Here is a 17,171-nt window from a genome sequence, read left to right on the forward strand (position 1 = left end):
ATTGGTAACTGAGCATTTTGCATTCAGAGTATTTAGTTAAATAACTTAATTATATCTCAGAGAAATTAATGGCTCCTTTAAAAATCAAATCAAGTTTGCAGTGGCTTTGGGTCACAGCACTATTTTTAATTATCGATCAAATTACTAAACATTGGGTTGCCGGTTCAATGGAACTTTATCAGTCGATTAATGTTTTACCTTTTTTTAATATTACCTATGCACAAAATCATGGTGCGGCTTTTAGCTTTTTAGCGGATCAAGGCGGTTGGCAACGTTGGTTTTTTACCGCGGTTGCAGCTATTGCTTCGATAGTGTTTTTAGTTTGGCTCAAACGAACGCCAAAAGAACAGCCCTTATTAGCAGCAGCATTGGCTTGTATGTTAAGTGGTGCATTAGGAAACTTAATTGATCGTTCATTATTTGGTTACGTTATCGACTTTTTAGATTTTTATGTAAAAGGATATCATTGGCCAACATTTAATGTTGCCGATTCAATCATATTTGTCGGTGCTGCTTTAATGATCATAGACTCGTTTAAGCAAGATAAAGCTAGTAAAAATCAGGATGTTAAAGAGAGTTGATATGTCTAAAATTATAGAAAAAAATTCTGAAGTTATTGTTCACATTACCATGAAATTAGCTGATGGTTCAGCAGCCGATAGTACCAAAGTAAATAATAAACCGGCAAAAATTATTATGGGTGATGCGAGTATTTCACCTGCTTTTGAAGCACAGTTATTAGGGCTTTCAGCGAATGAAAGCAAAGAGTTCACCCTCGCAGCTAAAGATGCATTTGGTGAGTCGAATCCCGATAATATCCATTATGTGGATGCAAGCAAGTTTTCTGCGGAAACACCGGCTAAAGTAGGTAATATTATTACTTTTACTCAACCTGGTGGCATTGAACTTCCAGGTATGATCAGCGAAGTATCAGGAAGTTCAGTGACGGTTGATTTTAATCACCCCTTAGCTGGGCAAGCAGTAACTTTTGTAATTGACGTTGTTGAAGTTTTATAATGTATTTAACCCTATTTTCTTGAGAGCCATTATGGATATTATTTTAGCTAACCCTCGAGGCTTTTGTGCCGGTGTTGACAGAGCCATTAGTATTGTAGATCGAGCGCTAGACTTATTTGATGCGCCAATTTATGTACGTCATGAAGTGGTTCATAACAAATTTGTTGTTAATGGTTTGAAAAATAGGGGAGCTGTCTTCGTTGATGAACTTCATGAAGTACCCGATGATAGTACTGTTATCTTTAGTGCTCATGGAGTCTCTAAAGCGGTAAGAAATCAGGCGAAAAGTCGGGGATTAAAAGTTTTTGATGCGACGTGTCCTTTAGTGACTAAAGTGCATATGGAAGTCACTCGTGCCAGTAGAAAAAATGTCGAATGTATATTAATCGGCCATGAAGGACACCCAGAAGTTGAAGGAACCATGGGGCAATATGAGAGTGAAGAGGGGGGGATTTACTTAGTTGAATCGGTCGATGATGTCGATGGTTTAGAGGTAAAAAATCCACAACAACTTTATTATTGTAGCCAAACGACCTTGTCTGTTGACGATACTAGTGACGTTATCAATGCATTAAGAATTAAATTTCCAGAGATTCAAGGCCCAAGAAAAGACGACATTTGTTATGCCACGCAAAATCGCCAAGATGCCGTGCGTTCTATTGCCAATGAAGTTGATTTATTATTGGTCGTTGGCGCTAAGAATAGCTCTAATTCAAATAGGTTGAGAGAGCTCGCTGATAAAATAGGCACTACAGCTTATTTAATAGATACCGCAGAAGATATTAAAGAAGTTTGGTTGAAAAACGTTAAAAATGTTGGCGTTACGGCCGGTGCATCTGCACCTGAAATATTAGTAAAGCAAGTCATAGACACCTTAAAAAATCATGGAGGAAAAGAGGTGACTGAGTTTCCAGGACGGGAAGAAAATACAGTATTTGCGGTACCGATTGAATTGCGCTAGTCTTAGTTTAGGCTGAAAGTTAAGCAATGTAATCTTCACAGGGATAATCTAACTGCTATATTTTTTGTAAATCATTACTATTAAACAAATAGTTACTGTGCGTCTACTATTGGATGGCTATTTGTTATATGGATGTAAGGTATGGGTTAATGCTGTTCACGTTGGTGATTTTTAACACATATAAACAAATCTTCTCGATATTAAATAACGCGATAATATCGACATTTCCACTTGTCAAAAATTCAATGTATGCTCTACAAATAATGCATTCTTATTGTTATTTGAATCTTTGTATTCTATTCACAAAGGAAGAGAGATGAAAAAAGCATATGTTAAACATAATCAGTTAGGCATGACTTTTATTGAAGTGCTTGTCGCACTCTTTATTCTGGTTACTGGGGTTTTGGGCGCAGTGGCTATGCAGGCTACCGTGAAAAAAGGTAGTTTTGATGCAATGCAACGTTCATTAGCTTCTGCTTTAGCTCAAGATATTGTCGAAAGAATGCGAAGTAATGATCCGACAACTTTAGCAGGATATATGAAAACAAATTATGGTGTAGCACTTGATGCTGTGCCTGCTAAACGCTGTAACTCAGTAGGTAACGTTTGTACCCCTGCAGAAATGGTCATTAATGACACTTATGAATGGGAAGCTGCCTTGATGGGCGCTAATGTTACCCAAGGTACTGTAAATACTGGAGGTTTAGTTGGTGGTAGGGCATGCATCAGTAACACACTAAATGCCATTACTGTTGTGGTGAGCTGGCAAGGACGAGTTGATATTTCTGATAGCAAAAAAGCGAACGCTTGTGGTACGGCTGGCGATAAAAGACGGCAGGTGATTGTTGAGGCTTTTATAAATTAATATGAAAAACTTTAATTATTCTTATCATAAAGGCTTTAGCTTAATCGAATTATTTATCTCGTTAGCGGTAGGTTTAGGTTTACTTGCAGGCGTACTAAGTGTCTTTGTTAGTATGAAAACGACAACCAAAGAAACTTCCACTTACGGTGAATTACAAGAAAATGGTCGATTTGCGTTAAATGTTTTATCTGATGATTTACTTAGACAAGATTTCTGGGGTGACTATGTTGGCACATTCGACTTAGCTAATTTAAACGGTGTTGCTTTGGGCGCACCGGGTAATGATTGCCAAGGAGGAGGGATAAACAATACAACGTTCCCTGCCGCTAATGGACACTTTAGAACCTTATGGGGAGAAACCGCAGCTTCGGGCGATCCATTAGGTTGTTTTGCCACATCAGCACAGGCCAAAACAGGCTCAGATATATTACAGTTAAAACGGGTTATTTCAACGCCCGTTTTACCGGCAGACATTTCAGCAGACAATTATTATTTAATTACTAATATTAATGATGGTGAATTATTTGATGGGGGGGCAGCTGTACCAACCGTAGATAATAGCCAAATTTGGGAATACCAGCATCACGTCTATTATGTCACGGAGCAAGTTCAAGGTACGATCAGTGTCCCGGTATTGATGAAAGGACGATTAACTAATTCGATGAGTTTTTCTCCTATCATTGATGGTATTGAAATGATCCGCTTTATGTATGGAGTTGATACCACAGATGATGGCATTGTGAATGCGTTTATTTCGGCAGATAATATGACCGAAGATTTATGGAATAATGCGACAAACTCCAACATATTAGCTGTGAAAATTTTTGTACTTGCACGTAGCGTATTACCAGATAATAAATATACCAATAATAATACTTATCAACTGGGGGATTTATCTTTTACTCCCAACGATAATTTTCGTCGGTTATTATTTAGTTCTACGGTTACTTTATTTAATGCGAGGGTTGATTCATGGCAGTAAAACATAAATTTTCATGTAATAGTTTGCCTGCTATAAATAAACAAAATGGCGCTGTACTGGTAGTTTCGTTAATTTTTTTAATTTCGTTAACGGCTGTTGCTGCGGCGTTAATGCAAAACACCACTTCTGATATGAAAATGTCAGGGGCAAGTGAGGAAAAACTGGTGGCGACGCAAGAAGCCGTCAGCGCAATTGACGAAGTGATCTATAATCAAGTAGCTCCAGGTCAAACGAATCAATTTGCTAAGCCGCTTGTTGTGGCGAATTTTCCAAATACAGATCAATCGTTATTGTTACCAGGTACAAAAACAGGATCAACGGCTACTGTTGATATTGCTAATAATGAATTAAGGCTAGAAGCTGATTGCCCCCACTCTCGATCAGCTTCTTCGGTTCAGGTTTTTACTTGTAACGTATTAAAAGTTCAAGTAAATCGTAATTATGGTCGAAACAATGTAAATACTGTTGACGTTAACTCTGGGGTGGCTCAGCAGTTGCTAAAATAGTGTTTATGTTCGGCTCATGGGGATAGGAATATGAAGAAAGTTCTAACGCTAATTTTAACGTGTGCACTCACTGTGTCTTTTTTTTCAATTGGAGAAGATATTGAGCTTTATATCAGTGATACGGTTAAACAGTTAGCCCAACGACCGCAAGTGTTAATCATCTTTGATAATTCCGGCAGTATGGGAACGAAAGAGAATGTCAATGCATCCTATGATCCTGATACTGAATATGATGCTGTTGGCGGTTTAAATTCTCTTTCCGATAAATTTATATATTTCGTTAAAGGCGGCGCTGATGGCGCGGCCTTACCCACACCTGATAGCCCAAGTGAAGTACGTCGTTTTTTAGATGAAATTAATAGCTGTCAAACGGCACGAGATATTTTAGCGACAACAGGCTTTTATACCGGACATATTCGTGAATATTCATTAAAAGGTAATGCGGGTACATGGGAAGAGTTGCCAGATAATAACGGCGCCAATATTGAAGTCATTGATTGTGAAGATGACGTTACTAATGAAGACCCTACCAACGTTGCTGGCTTAGATTCTGGTTACCCAATTGATAATGAAGGTAATAAAAAAAATCCTGTTTATCATACTGCTAATGTTAATGACTCAAATGTTAATTGGTCGGGTACATTAGTTACTTTATACACCGATAATTATTTGCGATGGCATCACGGTGAAGATATTGCACAAGTTTCTCGATCTAGGCTTGATCAAGCAAAAGAAAGTATTACTAATGTAATTAAATCAGCCCCTTCTGTCGATTTTGGTCTACAAATTTTTAATTATGATGATGGTGATAAGTCAACTGATCCTAATGGTGGGAGAATTGTTTTTGGTATTGATGAACTTGATGATACTAAGCAAGCGGCATTTTTAAAAATAGTTAATGATGAACTAAAAGCGCAAACTTGGACTCCTTTATGCGAATCACTTTATGAATCATATAATTACTTTGCTGGCAAATCAGTAGATTTTGGTGATGATGATCAAAGCCAAGGAAAGTCGTACACCAAAAATAAACCACCCAGGGATACTAGTATTGAAAGTAGCAGCAAATACATTACACCTTTTAGTAATTGTAATGGCAAAGCGTACGTTATTTTAATCACAGATGGTGAGCCTACCTACGATAATGGTGCCGATAAAAAGATTGAAGCGTTAACCAGTGAAGAAGATGGAAGTACAGTTAAGTTCAATGGTACTAAGTATAAAAGTAATTATTTAGCAGGTTTAGCTGGGTGGATGAATGATTATGACGTTAATACTGATTTAGATGGTTCCCAAAAAGTAAGTACATTTACCATAGGATTTAGTAAAGGTGCCGATAGCGCCGAAGAATTATTAAAAGAAACGGCTTCAAGGGGCGGAGGACAATATTTTAAGGCTAAAGATAGTGTTCAGTTAACTGCCGCGCTTTTAACAGCACTAGGGGAATTAGAACCTAGTAATGATAGTTTGACCTCAGCTTCAGTTGCCTCAAATAATTTTGATAGAACAGAAACATTAAATGCCGTTTATTACGCGATGTTTAACCCGCAAAATGGCCCTAGATGGCAAGGAAATCTTAAAAAATATAAAGTCATTGGCGGTAAACAAGTAGGGCAGTCGAAAGTTCCTGCGTTGAATGAAGACACAGGGCATTTTTCAGATAGCGTTACTAGTTTTTGGTCACCAACTAATTCTAAAGATGGTGATAAAGTCGCAGAAGGTGGTGTTGCGGATATGCTGCGCAAAACAAATAGCAGAACCCTTTATAGTGACTTAACGGTTGATGGAGACAGCTTAGTCACTTTTAATCGTACAAATGCAGAAAAGGCTTTTACTGATGCTGCGGGTTTAGCCGCTGAGCTTGATGTTCTAGAGGATGATATAGACGATACCTTAAATTGGCACGCGGGTATAGATGTTGATGATGAGGATGGTGATAATTCAACAACCGATATGCGATATGATGTTTTTGGTGATCCTTTACACTCAAAACCGCTCGTTGTTAATTATGGCGACAGTATTCGTATTATGATCGGCACGAATGCTGGGGTGCTTCATATGTTTGAAGATAACACTGAAACTGATGTTGTCTCAGAAACATGGGCGTTTTTACCAAAAGAGTTCCTTTCAAACATTAAACATTTGCGAAATAATTATTCATCTGCTGATAAAGTGTATGGTATTGATGGCCGTATTACCTCATATATTAAAGATGTTAATGGTGATGGTGTTGTAAATGGTACAGATAAGGTTTATATCTTTTTTGGCCTTCGTCGTGGTGGTTCATCTTATTACGCACTTGATATAACTTCTCCTACCTCTCCTAAGTTATTATGGAAAATTGATAGCGATACTAGTGGTTTTAGTGAGCTTGGCCAATCATGGTCGCAACCTAAAATCGGCTATTCTGCCTTAAATGTCACAGGTACAACTGCAGAGCCAGTACTGATTTTTGGTGGAGGTTATGATGCAGGAAAAGATGCTGCTGGGGTTGGTGGTGATGATTCTTCAGGTCGTGCTATTTATATGGTTGATGCCAAAACAGGTACCTTAAAGTGGAGCTTAGCACCTAGTGGTGGAACGATGGCATTTAGTGGCATCACTGATAGTATCGCCTCTAGTATTGGTATGTTAGATAGTGATGGTAATGGCTTAGTGGATCGATTATATGCTGGCGATACCGGTGGTAATATTTGGCGTGTTGATATGCCTGATAAAAGCCCAACAGACCCTACAAATCCATGGACAGTATTTAAGTTGGCTTCGTTAGGTGGGACCACAAACGATACAGATCGTCGTTTTTTTAATGAGCCTTCTATTGTTAGAACTTTTATCACTGAAACTATCGAAACTACTGTTACAGATGAAGAAGGCGCAACGACTAAAATCACTAGTAAGCAAGAAAAACCTTATGAGGCGATACTTATTGGGTCTGGTGATAGATCCAATCCATTAGGTGAAGATACACAAGATAGTTTTTTTATGATCAAAGATGAAAATATTAAAACACAATCTTTCCCTAGTAAAACATTACCGACAATACCTGCGCCTACAGCGATTACGATGAGTCAATTGTATGACTATACCAATGATCCTTTTGGCCAAACACTAACCACAACACAGTTAAATGCATTAGAGCTAGCGGTGAGTAAGAAACAGGGCTGGTATATAAACTTTGGTAAATCAGATGGCGAGAAAAATACCGAGTCTGCAATTGTAATAAAAGGCGTTGCGTACTTCACTTCGTTTATGCCGCCATCATTGGTTGCTAATCAAGCGATTTGTGAAATACCTGGTGGTCAAGGCTGGTTATATGCGGTGGATTTAGCGCAAGGTACCAGTAAATATAACTGGGTAGACTCTGATAATCCTGATGGAATTACGGATGGGGATGAACGAAAAGTTTATATCAGTGAGCAATTTTTAGGTACGCCAACCTTAATTGTAGTTCCAGAGGATGATGGTGACGATGAAACTATTGATGAAGCGGTAGGTAATATCATTGTTGGTCGTAAAATTGTACCTGTGGGCTTTAATTTACAAACGATGCGAACCCACCTTTATATTGATGAGAATAATTAATGAAATTTATGAATAAAAAACAAACGGGTTTTACCTTAGTTGAATTACTGATAGTGGTCGCTATTATTGGTATTTTAGCTTCAGTGGCATACCCGTCATATATAGATTTTGTTCTTAAATCTAATAGATCTGAAGGGCAAAGAGAACTTGTGCGTTTAGCTAATTTACAAGAACAACTGTACGTTGATAGTAGAGCTTATACCGCTAATATGACTAAGTTAGGGTTAGCAGCTGATCCGTATATTACTGAAAGTGGGCTGTATAGTATTGATGCTACCGTTTCAGGAGAAAGCTTTACATTAACGGCTACAGCTAAAGGAACTCAAACGAAAGACACCAATTGTAAAACAATGACAATTACTGAAACGGGTAAGAAAACTCCGGCGAGTAACTGTTGGGAGCAGTAAAATGAAATATATATTTATTTCCGTACTTTGTTTGTTTTTTTTGCTAATTAGTGGCAACGGATTAGCTAACACTAAAGTAGAAAAAACGATTAAAACTAAATGTTTTGTGACCCTATATGGAGGTGAGCAGACAATACTTTATCAAATAATCAATGAAAGTAAGTTCAATAAATTAGCTGATTTATTAACTAATACATCAACAATGACAACATTGTCGGATAAAAAAATGAAAGTATATAAAGTGATTGAATGTGTGCAGACTGCAGATAACTTTAAAAATCAATTGGCTTTAGCCGTTGAAAAAATTACTCCTTACTAAAAGTAGTAATTGCTCGAAATAACTAAATGAAAGCGTTAATTTTTATCAATTAAATTAAAGGATTTTAATTTAATTATGTTTTCATTTAGTTTCTGTTCAATGGTGTTTAAATTTTTGAGTTGCTGACAGAATACGGAAACTTTCGATTCTATCGTACTAATTTTAGAATTAAGTTTAAGATCTTTACTGATATTTCCCATATTACGCACTAAAGTATTGGGCCTTTGCTCACTACTTTCAATGTCATGACTGCTTATCGCATTGCCTACCGTAGATACAATTGTTCCGATAGAATCGGTAATAATAGCTTCAATTTCTTCTTCAAACTCTCCGGCTAACACGTCATCAAAATTGTCGAAATCTTGAGGGGCAATATAAAAGCTATTATCACTGTGATTAAAGCGTGTACGGATACGCCATTGTAATTCATCAAATTGTTTTTGCAGCTTTTGGTGCGAAGCGCTATTTTCACCGGTAATGCCAGCAATAACTTTATTTACAACCTTTAGGCCTACATCAACACTTTCTATGGCGATTGAGACTATTTCTGGGATTTGCTCTCGAATACCGGAAAAATATTCACTAACAAGTTGTTTTTGCTCATCTGATAATGGAATTTCACTGCCGTTAATAAAAAGCTGATGATTACCATTTACTTGAATGTAAGTTTTTCCGTGCTCGATAATTCTGACATGGCTAGGATCAATAATAACGCCATATTTTAAATTGATATCGCATTGTTCTGCTAAAGCGTTGTGAACGCAAAACGAGCTAGCTATTAGAACTAAATTACGTAATAACATAAGTAAATTAATCAGTTAACTAAGTATACGTTAGGAATTAACGATTGGATCAATTATTATCTTTCTCTCTTTGTAGCGCATTTTACTCGGGCCATATTCTCGTTTCGTTTTCTCGTGAAACTCTCCAACAATCAATTGTACACCATGGTAAATGCGTTCATTAGCCTCTATAAAAACACTAGCCATATAGATATTTTTTTCTTCTTCAACTAATTCTTTTTCATTCAGTAATTCACCCATAATCTCTGCATGATGCTTATACGTTGACATTACCTTATTGAGTACTTCAGGGTTGAGTTTATCTTTAGGCAGTTTTTTTAATTTATTACTGGCTTCTTTCAATTCATTAGTCGCGTTCGATTCTGCTTCTAATTTTTCTTCGATATCGGCTAATTTTTCCTGTATTTGTTCCAACCTTTTGTCAAAAGTAACAATGGTCGTGCTACCGGCGGTTGCTCCTACAGTTCCTGCATGAACAGAACTACCCGCACTAATAAATCCAGCGATTAATTTACCGTTTGCTTTCTCTTCGGTACCTAACCACAACCTTTCTTTTACGTTGATAATACTATGCATCATTTGATTTTCGATGCGTAAGTCTTGACAGGAAATATCAGCATATTGACAATATTTGGCAAAAACTTTTCCTGCCGCTTTAATTGACACACTCATGATAATATCGGTTACTTTTTGTTCCTCAGTATCCTGCTTTTTACCTATAATGCCACTGCCAATGGTAATATCACCGCCAGACTCTAAATAAGCTGACTCTACGAAGCCTGAAATAGATATATCGCCACTAGCAATAACTTTCATGCCTTCACAGACATCACCTTCGATAATGACACTACCTTCAAATTGAATATGTCCGGTGCTGACATCAACGTTTTTAATCTTATAAACTTCATCAACCTCCATACCGTTATCGATAATTCGAGGTAAGCCAACACGAGTGGAAACCAATATATCTTGATTTTTTGGACTAATAGTAGTGCCATCGCCAACGTTTAATGAGACATCTTCACCAGGGATCGGCTCTAAAGGAGTTCCTGTGACTGAAAAGCCTTTAATTCCTTCTGTTGGAGGGATTTTTTTAGCTAAAGGATCTCCGACTCTAACACAGATAATATCACCTAAGTCGCGCATATCTACAGAGCCGTCTTCTTGTTCTTTAGGTTTTAAAATGCGTTCTTGGGCACTTTCAACTAGAAGTTTGATATTGCCGTCTTGACCGTTGATTGGGTCTTTTCCTAGTGCTATTTTGCCTTTAACAATAGAGCCTGGCGGCTCTTTTGCAGCATATTGCGCAAGTTTAACTAATTCTTCTTTACTAAAACCTTTAGTCACTCCTGCTTTTTGAGCAGCATGTAAAATCGCTTTTGCAGAGAGATGTTTTCCGCCTAACGCTGTAGATATTTCACCGGTAGCAGACATTTCATCTTTATCGATTTCTATAGATATTTTGGCGTCGCGTCTTTCGAGAATTTGGTAACGGATCTCACGACCAGATTGATTGGCCTGTAAGGGTTTTAGAACGCTGTTGAGCTCTGCAACAGCATTTTTTATATTGCCAGAATCCACATATAAAGCAGTATATTCAGAATTTTCAATCAGCTCATGAATTGAAGCTTCAGTAATTAGCTGATTGTCTTTTATTGGTTGTAATAATAAGTCAATATTATCTTTCTTATTAGGTTCTAAACACGCTTTGGTCACGTTATAAACTCTCTTTAACTCGACTATTATTTAATAAATAATAATTAAGTATAATTTTCTTGATGGATTCGAATGAAGTTGTTTGTGCCAACTTTAGAGTAATCAATTTTGTATTCTTTATTATCTAAAGCTTGTATAAAAATCAATGTTTTTTCTTCGCAAAATACATCAGTTGATGCTACATCAACCACGTCTTGGTAGGCTTTTTTTGCATCCGACTTCTTTTTAGGTATAGGGCCGTTATATATACCGATACCTCTGTTGCTAATTATCACTACAGGATGAGCGCCATTGATGATTAATAAATCAAACTTCCGAATTTTATGGATGATTGTATTTCTACCACTGGTGATAAAATTTTTCTCAATCAAAATATACTCCTAAATAGCTTTATGATGATGTTAAATATTGGCAAACTATTGGCATCAAATAACTTTCTGCTATAAATAAACTTTATAGCATAATAAACAACTATACCCCTAACAGATTAAGTAATGCCTGTTTTTTTTAAGTTTAGTTTAGATTAGTTTAAATATATAAAGTTTTGATTTAATACGCAATAAATAACAAGCTATCATATGAAAAAGTTAATATTATTGGGTTAATTTTTTTAACATTGCTTTAGTTAAAATAATAAGGTTGTTCCGCACTCGCAATTAAGTCTCTTCTAATTAAATCCAATGCTCTATTGGCTACTGCCGTTTGAAAATAATATCTTGTTCCTTTAATACAAAGGTAAACCGTTTTGATTTTTTTATTATTTCCCCAAGCTATCCATACTGAGCCAACAGGCTTTTCTTTAGTGCCGCCTTCTGGGCCTGCAATTCCTGAAACGGCAATCGCATAATCGGCATCAGACTTTGCTAATGCACCCTGTGCCATTTCTATAACAACTTGTTCGCTAACGGCACCATATTTTCGTAGCGTTTCATTAGATACATCAAGCATTTTTTCTTTGGCACTATTAGAATAAGTGATGTATCCGGCTTCAAACGATTTGGAAGCGCCGGCAATATTGGTAAGTAAACTTGATATCAAGCCACCAGTACAGGATTCCGCCGTAGTAATGCTTTGATTATTTTCTTGCAATAAGGTCAGTACATATTCTGCCATTGTTGGTGTTTTATCACTAAGTTGCGATAAAATATGATCACCTAATAAGTCATAAAGTTTAGCTTTGTAAATGGTTAATAGCTCTATATCTTGCTTTTGCTGAATCGTTAACTTTAACTCTAAAAAAGGAGAAGAGGCTCTAAAACCAATATCGACTTCTTTTGGCCATGTGGGGAACTTTTCTTCTAATAAAGCCTGTAATGTTGATTCGCCTAAACCAAAAACATGAAGTCGTAACACTTGATAATGTTGATGTTGTGCTAATTTAGGTTGTATTAACGGCATAACTTCTTCTTGAAGCATGATGGCTAATTCACTAGGCACACCAGGCGTACAATAAATATCACATTGTTGAAAATTAAGATGAAAACCTACCGCGCTTCCCGTTCTATTCGGGATGATAGTAGCATGTTGAGGAAGCATGGCTTGTTTTAGGTTGGTCTTATCTAAAGGGATGCCGCGTCTATTCGCCCATTCTTGCAAGTGGTTAACGGCACAAGGGTGTTCTTTTAAAGGGAGTTGGCAACTTTTTGCTAATGCTTGCGCCGTTAAATCATCAATCGTTGGGCCTAAACCGCCATTGATAATAAGCACGTCTGCTTGTTGGCTAATTGTTTGAATTTCATGAATGAGCAAGTCAATGTCATCTGCAACGGTTACCTTACGTTCAATAGAGGCACCTAAGGGTAATAAATGTTGCGCTATCATCGCTGAATTTGAATCAATGATATCGCCAACCATTAACTCATTTCCGGTTAACAATAATTGAATCTTAAGGTCATCCAAAATAGTTTCTCTGTTATTTATACTCATTTGAGGCAAGTAATTTAACTATTTAATTAAGGGATTTAAACCTTTTTATTCTTTGTTGTTACTAATGTTATAAATCAGCTTAAAGAAACAAAAGGATTAATGATGAAATTATTAAATATGGCGAGTGTGATTGGTTTTGTTATCACGACATCACTTGTTAGTTTTACAGCAACGGCAGAAGTACGTGATGAAATTACTAAAATATTTAATGTTGGCGAGCCAAGTGAATTTCGGCTTGATAATGTTAATGGCGATGTAGAAATAAGTGCTTGGGATAATAACAAAATTAAAGTTAAGGCTGTTATTAAAGCGAAAAATCAAGCCGCACGTGACAGAATCACCATTGAAATGAATGAGAATGATCGCGGTGTCAGTGTTGAAACTCATTATAAAAAATCCTCTAACTGGGGAAATAATCACTCTGGTACTGTGGAATATACGGTGATGGTGCCACGCTATACTCGTTTGTCTTCTATTGATTTAGTCAATGGCTCACTAACTATTCAAGGTGTGGAAGGTGAAATGAATATTGATTTAGTTAATGGCTCAGTTGAGGCTGAAGGTTTAACCAAAGATAGTGAAATTAATTCTGTTAATGGAAGCATAGTCGCTACTTATAAGTCACTATCATCTGATCTACGAGATATCTCGATAGATACCGTCAATGGCCGTATTGAATTGAATGTACCAGATTCAATTAATGCCGATGTTGAAATTGATACCATGAACGGTAGTATTCGAAATGATTTTGGTCTGTCAGTGAATAAAAACATGTTTTCCGGGAGAAATTTACACGGCACGATTGGTTCTGGTGATATACGCATATCGATTGAAAGTGTGAATGGTGGCGTAAAATTACGCAAAAATTAACATCGAAAGTGCCATGGTCATAATAATGGTTAATAAAAGCGACATATCGTCGCTTTTTTAATGCCTGAAAACGATGAATAGCGTATTATTTGCGTTAAGGAAATTAATTATTTTTAAAGATGAATTATCAACGGCAACAATTATTTGGTTCTTGGTATCGTAGTGAAGTGTTACCTGATGGCGCCATTCAAACTGAACTTGCGAAAATGTCTGAAGATGGGGCTTATGAATTTGCTTTTTCAATCCATGGCAAGCAAGGCGAAGTAATAGAACACTCAATCGAGTTTGGAGATTGGGGGCTGGTTGGGGATATTCATTTCACCATCGCAAAAGCTGAGTATATTGACGATGAACAATACGCGGCAGATCTTGCAGACCAAGATAATTACCATGCCTATAAAGTTTTAGAATTAAGCCATCAATTTTTTAAATATCAGCATATTGTTAGCAATGAGGTATTTATCCTTCGACGCGTTATTGATAAGATCGCCCACTGCTAGTTTTCTACCATTTAAATATTTAACCCAATACATGAGATTACGGATGAAGCAATTAAGAGCTGCTAGTTTAATTACCGCGATAAAAACCCCTTACCACAGCAATGGTGATATTGATTTACCAACATACGATAAATTAATCGCTGAGCAAATAGCGGCGGGTGTCGACGGTATTATTGTTGGAGGCACAACCGGTGAAGGGCATTTATTGAGTTGGGAAGAGCACTTAATGTTAATTGCTCATAGTGTGCATCAATATGGTGAAAAATTAATTATCGTCGGTAATACAGGCAGTAATAATACGCGTGAAGCTATTAAAGCAACTGAAAATGGCTTTGCTATGGGAATGGATGCTGCTTTACAAATCAACCCTTATTATGGTCGAACTTCAACAGCGGGTGTTATTGAGCATTTCAAACGAGTATTAGCTATTGGTCCTGCGTTTATTTACAACGTGCCAGGTCGAACTGGTCAAGATTTAACTCCGGATATTATTGAACCATTAGCTGAATTAGAAAACTTTATTGGTGTAAAAGAGTGTGCAGGTAACGAACGTATTGCCTATTATGAAAACAAAGGTATTGCATGTTGGTCAGGTAATGACGATGAAAGTCATGATGGTCGCCACCAATTTGGCTCGCACGGTGTTATTTCTGTTACTTCTAATATTGTTCCGGGATTAATGCGTAAACTCATGGATGAAAAAAATGATACCCTTAATGCTGAAGTGAATGGCTTAATGCAGTGGTTATTTTGTGAACCTAACCCTATTGCGATTAATACGGCTTTGATGATGACTAATGCTGTTTCGGCCAACTTTAGATTACCTTATCAAGCCTTAACACTTGAGCAACGTCAGCAAGGTTTTGCTTTATTATCTAAATTATCTCAAAGCGATATCGTTGGCGATGATCTACAACTGCTAAGTGATGATGATTTTACTTACAGTCCTGAATAGTGAAATTAAAGTGTAAGATTTAGCTTAATGTTTTAACCAAGTTGGTTAGCGATAATGTTAATTGACTTGGTAATTCAAAATGCTTTTCAGTTTGGCTTACTGGGCAAGTAAACTGTAACTCTACCGCACACAGTTGTAAATTTACTGTTTCAGGTATTTTCTTGGTTTGGTCGCCATGAAGCCTATCACCCACTACAGGTAAATTAATACTCGCCGCATGTTTTCTAATTTGGTGTTTTCTACCCGTTTCAATATTGACTTTTACTAAGCTCAATTGTGCTTGTTGATCTACTTCTTGTGGGAAAAAAGTGGATTTCGCACGTTTATCATCAATATTGGTGGTGACTACCAAGCCTGTTTGTTTATCAAGGTTATCGGGGAATACTCCGTGGACAATTATTTGATAAATCTTTGCTAACTGATGATTCTCGAAAATTTGACTAAAGGCTTGCGCCATTTTTTTACTGTGGGCTATGATAATTAACCCTGATGCTGCTCGGTCTAAACGATGAACAATAAAAGCCGGTCTTTGTGGTAATAATTGAGTCTCAGCCCAACGCGCTATAGTACAATGATCGCTCCATTTAGAGCCTTGACTTAACAAGCCATAGGGTTTGTACCACACACTATACTGTTGCAAATCGGCAATTAATTGCGCTTGTGGAGGTTGTTGAGAGAGTACTTTTTCATCATAATAAAAGTGGATAACATCATGCTGCTGTAGACTTTTTTTGACTTTTCTAATTCTCTGCGTGTATTTGCCACGCGATAACCATAATGCACCTTTATTGATTGCATCTTTTAATTTAGCGTTACTCAGTGAAAATTCACAACAACTCTGTGCTAATAACTCAAGTATATTGAGATTATCAGCAGTAACATTAATATGGCGTTCGAATCTTATCATGTCTGCAATTTTGTCATGTCAGCAGTTTAGTGATGCTAACTAAGTTTCATAAGAATATGCTGGCGAAAGCAAATGTAATGTTAGAGGTAACAAGGGCTTCACCGAAAAACGTATTGTAGCAATTAGCTTCTAGAATTCGAACAGAAATAATGAGTTTTATCATTTAAAGAAAATAGCCAGAAGTTTACATGTTAATTTAACCACTTTACTATTAAACTTAACGGTAATTAACATACCAAAATGAAATTTTATGGGTTCAGCTTGGCGGGCTCCTAAACACAAAAAAAGGCAATATAAATGGAACGTGACCTAACACTTTTTCCAAACGATAATAATGGTGATGCTTTATGGCAAATGTTGTTAGACGGCGATGATCTTTCTCAGGCAAGAGAAATTGAGTTTTCTGTGATTTTTCCTGATCAAGAACTAGCATTAAAGTTTGGTCAACTGTTACTTGAAAATAATCAAAAATTGTCATTTTGTAGCTATCAAGAAAGCGAAGAATATCCATGGGAAATTACCGCTTACCCTGAAATGCCAGCTACTCATGAAAATCTATCTGCTTATCAACATCTATTAGAAACTAGCTCTGAGCCATTAAAAGGAAAATTTGATGGCTGGTATTGTGTGAGCGAAAATAAATAATTGTTATGTTTGAACTTGCTCAATTAAAGTCATTTAATAAATTAACCAGTGACTCTTTTCACCAACAAAAGAATTTTATTAAAAAAGTGTTAGCGGGTCGAATAACTCAGTGCCCGCAATGCAAGCAAAATTTGACCATTCACATGAGTCATACCGATGATCCTTCGACGATACAATGTACAAAAAAATGTACTGATATCGAACTTGATT

General features: G+C 36.7%; 18 protein-coding genes. 13 read left to right on the forward strand and 5 right to left on the reverse strand.

Features of this window, described 5'->3' with window-relative positions:
- Positions 1-68: 68 nt before the first annotated feature.
- From lspA to Q4493_RS08645, 9 genes are all read left to right on the forward strand, one after another.
- Entirely contained in the window at positions 69-581 is a 513-nt protein-coding gene (lspA, locus tag Q4493_RS08605) for a signal peptidase II (RefSeq protein ID WP_303451587.1), read from the forward strand.
- Position 582: 1 nt separating this feature from the next.
- On the forward strand, positions 583-1,017 hold the full coding sequence (fkpB, locus tag Q4493_RS08610) for an FKBP-type peptidyl-prolyl cis-trans isomerase (RefSeq protein WP_303451588.1): 435 nt from the start codon (positions 583-585) through the stop codon (positions 1,015-1,017).
- A 31-nt stretch (positions 1,018-1,048) separates the two neighbouring features.
- Positions 1,049-1,978 (forward strand): 4-hydroxy-3-methylbut-2-enyl diphosphate reductase, encoded by a 930-nt coding sequence (gene ispH, locus Q4493_RS08615; protein ID WP_303451590.1) that lies wholly within the window; start codon positions 1,049-1,051, stop codon positions 1,976-1,978.
- A gap of 316 nt (positions 1,979-2,294) precedes the next feature.
- Positions 2,295-2,843 (forward strand): type IV pilus modification protein PilV, encoded by a 549-nt coding sequence (gene pilV, locus Q4493_RS08620; RefSeq protein ID WP_303451592.1) that lies wholly within the window; start codon positions 2,295-2,297, stop codon positions 2,841-2,843.
- A 1-nt stretch (position 2,844) separates the two neighbouring features.
- A complete protein-coding gene (locus tag Q4493_RS08625) occupies positions 2,845-3,825 on the forward strand; it encodes a PilW family protein (protein WP_303451594.1) in 981 nt (326 codons plus the stop codon).
- A complete protein-coding gene (locus Q4493_RS08630; protein ID WP_303451596.1) occupies positions 3,816-4,331 on the forward strand; it encodes a pilus assembly PilX N-terminal domain-containing protein in 516 nt (171 codons plus the stop codon). The genes Q4493_RS08625 and Q4493_RS08630 overlap by 10 nt, the downstream gene beginning before the upstream one ends.
- A gap of 30 nt (positions 4,332-4,361) precedes the next feature.
- Complete coding sequence (locus tag Q4493_RS08635; protein ID WP_303451598.1) at positions 4,362-7,913, forward strand: pilus assembly protein; 3,552 nt, start codon at positions 4,362-4,364, stop codon at positions 7,911-7,913.
- Positions 7,914-7,921: 8 nt separating this feature from the next.
- Complete coding sequence (locus Q4493_RS08640) at positions 7,922-8,320, forward strand: type IV pilin protein (RefSeq protein WP_303451600.1); 399 nt, start codon at positions 7,922-7,924, stop codon at positions 8,318-8,320.
- A gap of 1 nt (position 8,321) precedes the next feature.
- Positions 8,322-8,639 (forward strand): TapY2 family type IVa secretion system protein, encoded by a 318-nt coding sequence (locus tag Q4493_RS08645; RefSeq protein ID WP_303451602.1) that lies wholly within the window; start codon positions 8,322-8,324, stop codon positions 8,637-8,639.
- 35 nt (positions 8,640-8,674) lie between these two features.
- Here the strand turns inward: Q4493_RS08645 and Q4493_RS08650 are convergent, their stop codons facing one another.
- The 4 genes from Q4493_RS08650 to Q4493_RS08665 all read right to left on the reverse strand — a co-directional run bounded on the left by Q4493_RS08650 (position 8,675) and on the right by Q4493_RS08665 (position 13,057).
- Positions 8,675-9,442: a DUF2884 family protein gene (locus Q4493_RS08650; protein WP_303451604.1), complete on the reverse strand. Its 768-nt coding sequence runs from the start codon at positions 9,440-9,442 to the stop codon at positions 8,675-8,677.
- 30 nt (positions 9,443-9,472) lie between these two features.
- Entirely contained in the window at positions 9,473-11,158 is a 1,686-nt protein-coding gene (locus Q4493_RS08655; protein WP_303451606.1) for a DUF342 domain-containing protein, read from the reverse strand.
- A 44-nt stretch (positions 11,159-11,202) separates the two neighbouring features.
- On the reverse strand, positions 11,203-11,529 hold the full coding sequence (locus tag Q4493_RS08660; protein ID WP_303451608.1) for a hypothetical protein: 327 nt from the start codon (positions 11,527-11,529) through the stop codon (positions 11,203-11,205).
- Positions 11,530-11,779: 250 nt separating this feature from the next.
- Positions 11,780-13,057, reverse strand: coding sequence for a CinA family nicotinamide mononucleotide deamidase-related protein (locus Q4493_RS08665; protein WP_303451610.1), 1,278 nt, complete (start codon positions 13,055-13,057; stop codon positions 11,780-11,782).
- 129 nt (positions 13,058-13,186) lie between these two features.
- Between Q4493_RS08665 and Q4493_RS08670 the strand changes: the two genes are divergently transcribed.
- From Q4493_RS08670 to dapA, 3 genes are all read left to right on the forward strand, one after another.
- Positions 13,187-13,954: a DUF4097 family beta strand repeat-containing protein gene (locus Q4493_RS08670; RefSeq protein ID WP_303451612.1), complete on the forward strand. Its 768-nt coding sequence runs from the start codon at positions 13,187-13,189 to the stop codon at positions 13,952-13,954.
- 119 nt (positions 13,955-14,073) lie between these two features.
- Positions 14,074-14,454, forward strand: a complete 381-nt coding sequence (locus tag Q4493_RS08675) for a hypothetical protein (RefSeq protein ID WP_303451614.1) — start codon at positions 14,074-14,076, stop codon at positions 14,452-14,454.
- A 31-nt stretch (positions 14,455-14,485) separates the two neighbouring features.
- Positions 14,486-15,409, forward strand: coding sequence for a 4-hydroxy-tetrahydrodipicolinate synthase (gene dapA, locus Q4493_RS08680; RefSeq protein ID WP_303451616.1), 924 nt, complete (start codon positions 14,486-14,488; stop codon positions 15,407-15,409).
- A gap of 19 nt (positions 15,410-15,428) precedes the next feature.
- Here the strand turns inward: dapA and Q4493_RS08685 are convergent, their stop codons facing one another.
- Positions 15,429-16,316 carry an RluA family pseudouridine synthase gene (locus tag Q4493_RS08685; RefSeq protein ID WP_303451618.1) on the reverse strand — a complete coding sequence of 296 codons (888 nt, stop codon included), beginning with the start codon at positions 16,314-16,316 and terminating at the stop codon, positions 15,429-15,431.
- Between the two features lie 297 nt (positions 16,317-16,613).
- Between Q4493_RS08685 and Q4493_RS08690 the strand changes: the two genes are divergently transcribed.
- On the forward strand, positions 16,614-16,961 hold the full coding sequence (locus tag Q4493_RS08690; protein WP_303451619.1) for a ribonuclease E inhibitor RraB: 348 nt from the start codon (positions 16,614-16,616) through the stop codon (positions 16,959-16,961).
- Positions 16,962-17,171 lie beyond the last annotated feature (210 nt).

The sequence above is a fragment of the Colwellia sp. 1_MG-2023 genome (assembly GCF_030546755.1).
Classification (GTDB): Bacteria; Pseudomonadota; Gammaproteobacteria; order Enterobacterales; family Alteromonadaceae; genus Thalassotalea_H.

Excerpts from the sequence above, each read along its gene's own strand:
- Q4493_RS08635 (WP_303451598.1), top strand. The coding sequence starts at position 4,362 with ATGAAGAAAGTTCTAACGCTAATTTTAACGTGTGCACTCACTGTGTCT.
- Q4493_RS08690 (WP_303451619.1), top strand. The coding sequence starts at position 16,614 with ATGGAACGTGACCTAACACTTTTTCCAAACGATAATAATGGTGATGCT.
- Q4493_RS08625 (WP_303451594.1), top strand. The coding sequence starts at position 2,845 with ATGAAAAACTTTAATTATTCTTATCATAAAGGCTTTAGCTTAATCGAA.
- Q4493_RS08630 (WP_303451596.1), top strand. The coding sequence starts at position 3,816 with ATGGCAGTAAAACATAAATTTTCATGTAATAGTTTGCCTGCTATAAAT.
- Q4493_RS08675 (WP_303451614.1), top strand. The coding sequence starts at position 14,074 with ATGAATTATCAACGGCAACAATTATTTGGTTCTTGGTATCGTAGTGAA.
- pilV (WP_303451592.1), top strand. The coding sequence starts at position 2,295 with ATGAAAAAAGCATATGTTAAACATAATCAGTTAGGCATGACTTTTATT.
- ispH (WP_303451590.1), top strand. The coding sequence starts at position 1,049 with ATGGATATTATTTTAGCTAACCCTCGAGGCTTTTGTGCCGGTGTTGAC.
- Q4493_RS08640 (WP_303451600.1), top strand. The coding sequence starts at position 7,922 with ATGAATAAAAAACAAACGGGTTTTACCTTAGTTGAATTACTGATAGTG.
- Q4493_RS08685 (WP_303451618.1), bottom strand. The coding sequence starts at position 16,316 with ATGATAAGATTCGAACGCCATATTAATGTTACTGCTGATAATCTCAAT.
- Q4493_RS08650 (WP_303451604.1), bottom strand. The coding sequence starts at position 9,442 with ATGTTATTACGTAATTTAGTTCTAATAGCTAGCTCGTTTTGCGTTCAC.
- lspA (WP_303451587.1), top strand. The coding sequence starts at position 69 with ATGGCTCCTTTAAAAATCAAATCAAGTTTGCAGTGGCTTTGGGTCACA.
- fkpB (WP_303451588.1), top strand. The coding sequence starts at position 583 with ATGTCTAAAATTATAGAAAAAAATTCTGAAGTTATTGTTCACATTACC.
- dapA (WP_303451616.1), top strand. The coding sequence starts at position 14,486 with ATGAGATTACGGATGAAGCAATTAAGAGCTGCTAGTTTAATTACCGCG.
- Q4493_RS08645 (WP_303451602.1), top strand. The coding sequence starts at position 8,322 with ATGAAATATATATTTATTTCCGTACTTTGTTTGTTTTTTTTGCTAATT.
- Q4493_RS08670 (WP_303451612.1), top strand. The coding sequence starts at position 13,187 with ATGAAATTATTAAATATGGCGAGTGTGATTGGTTTTGTTATCACGACA.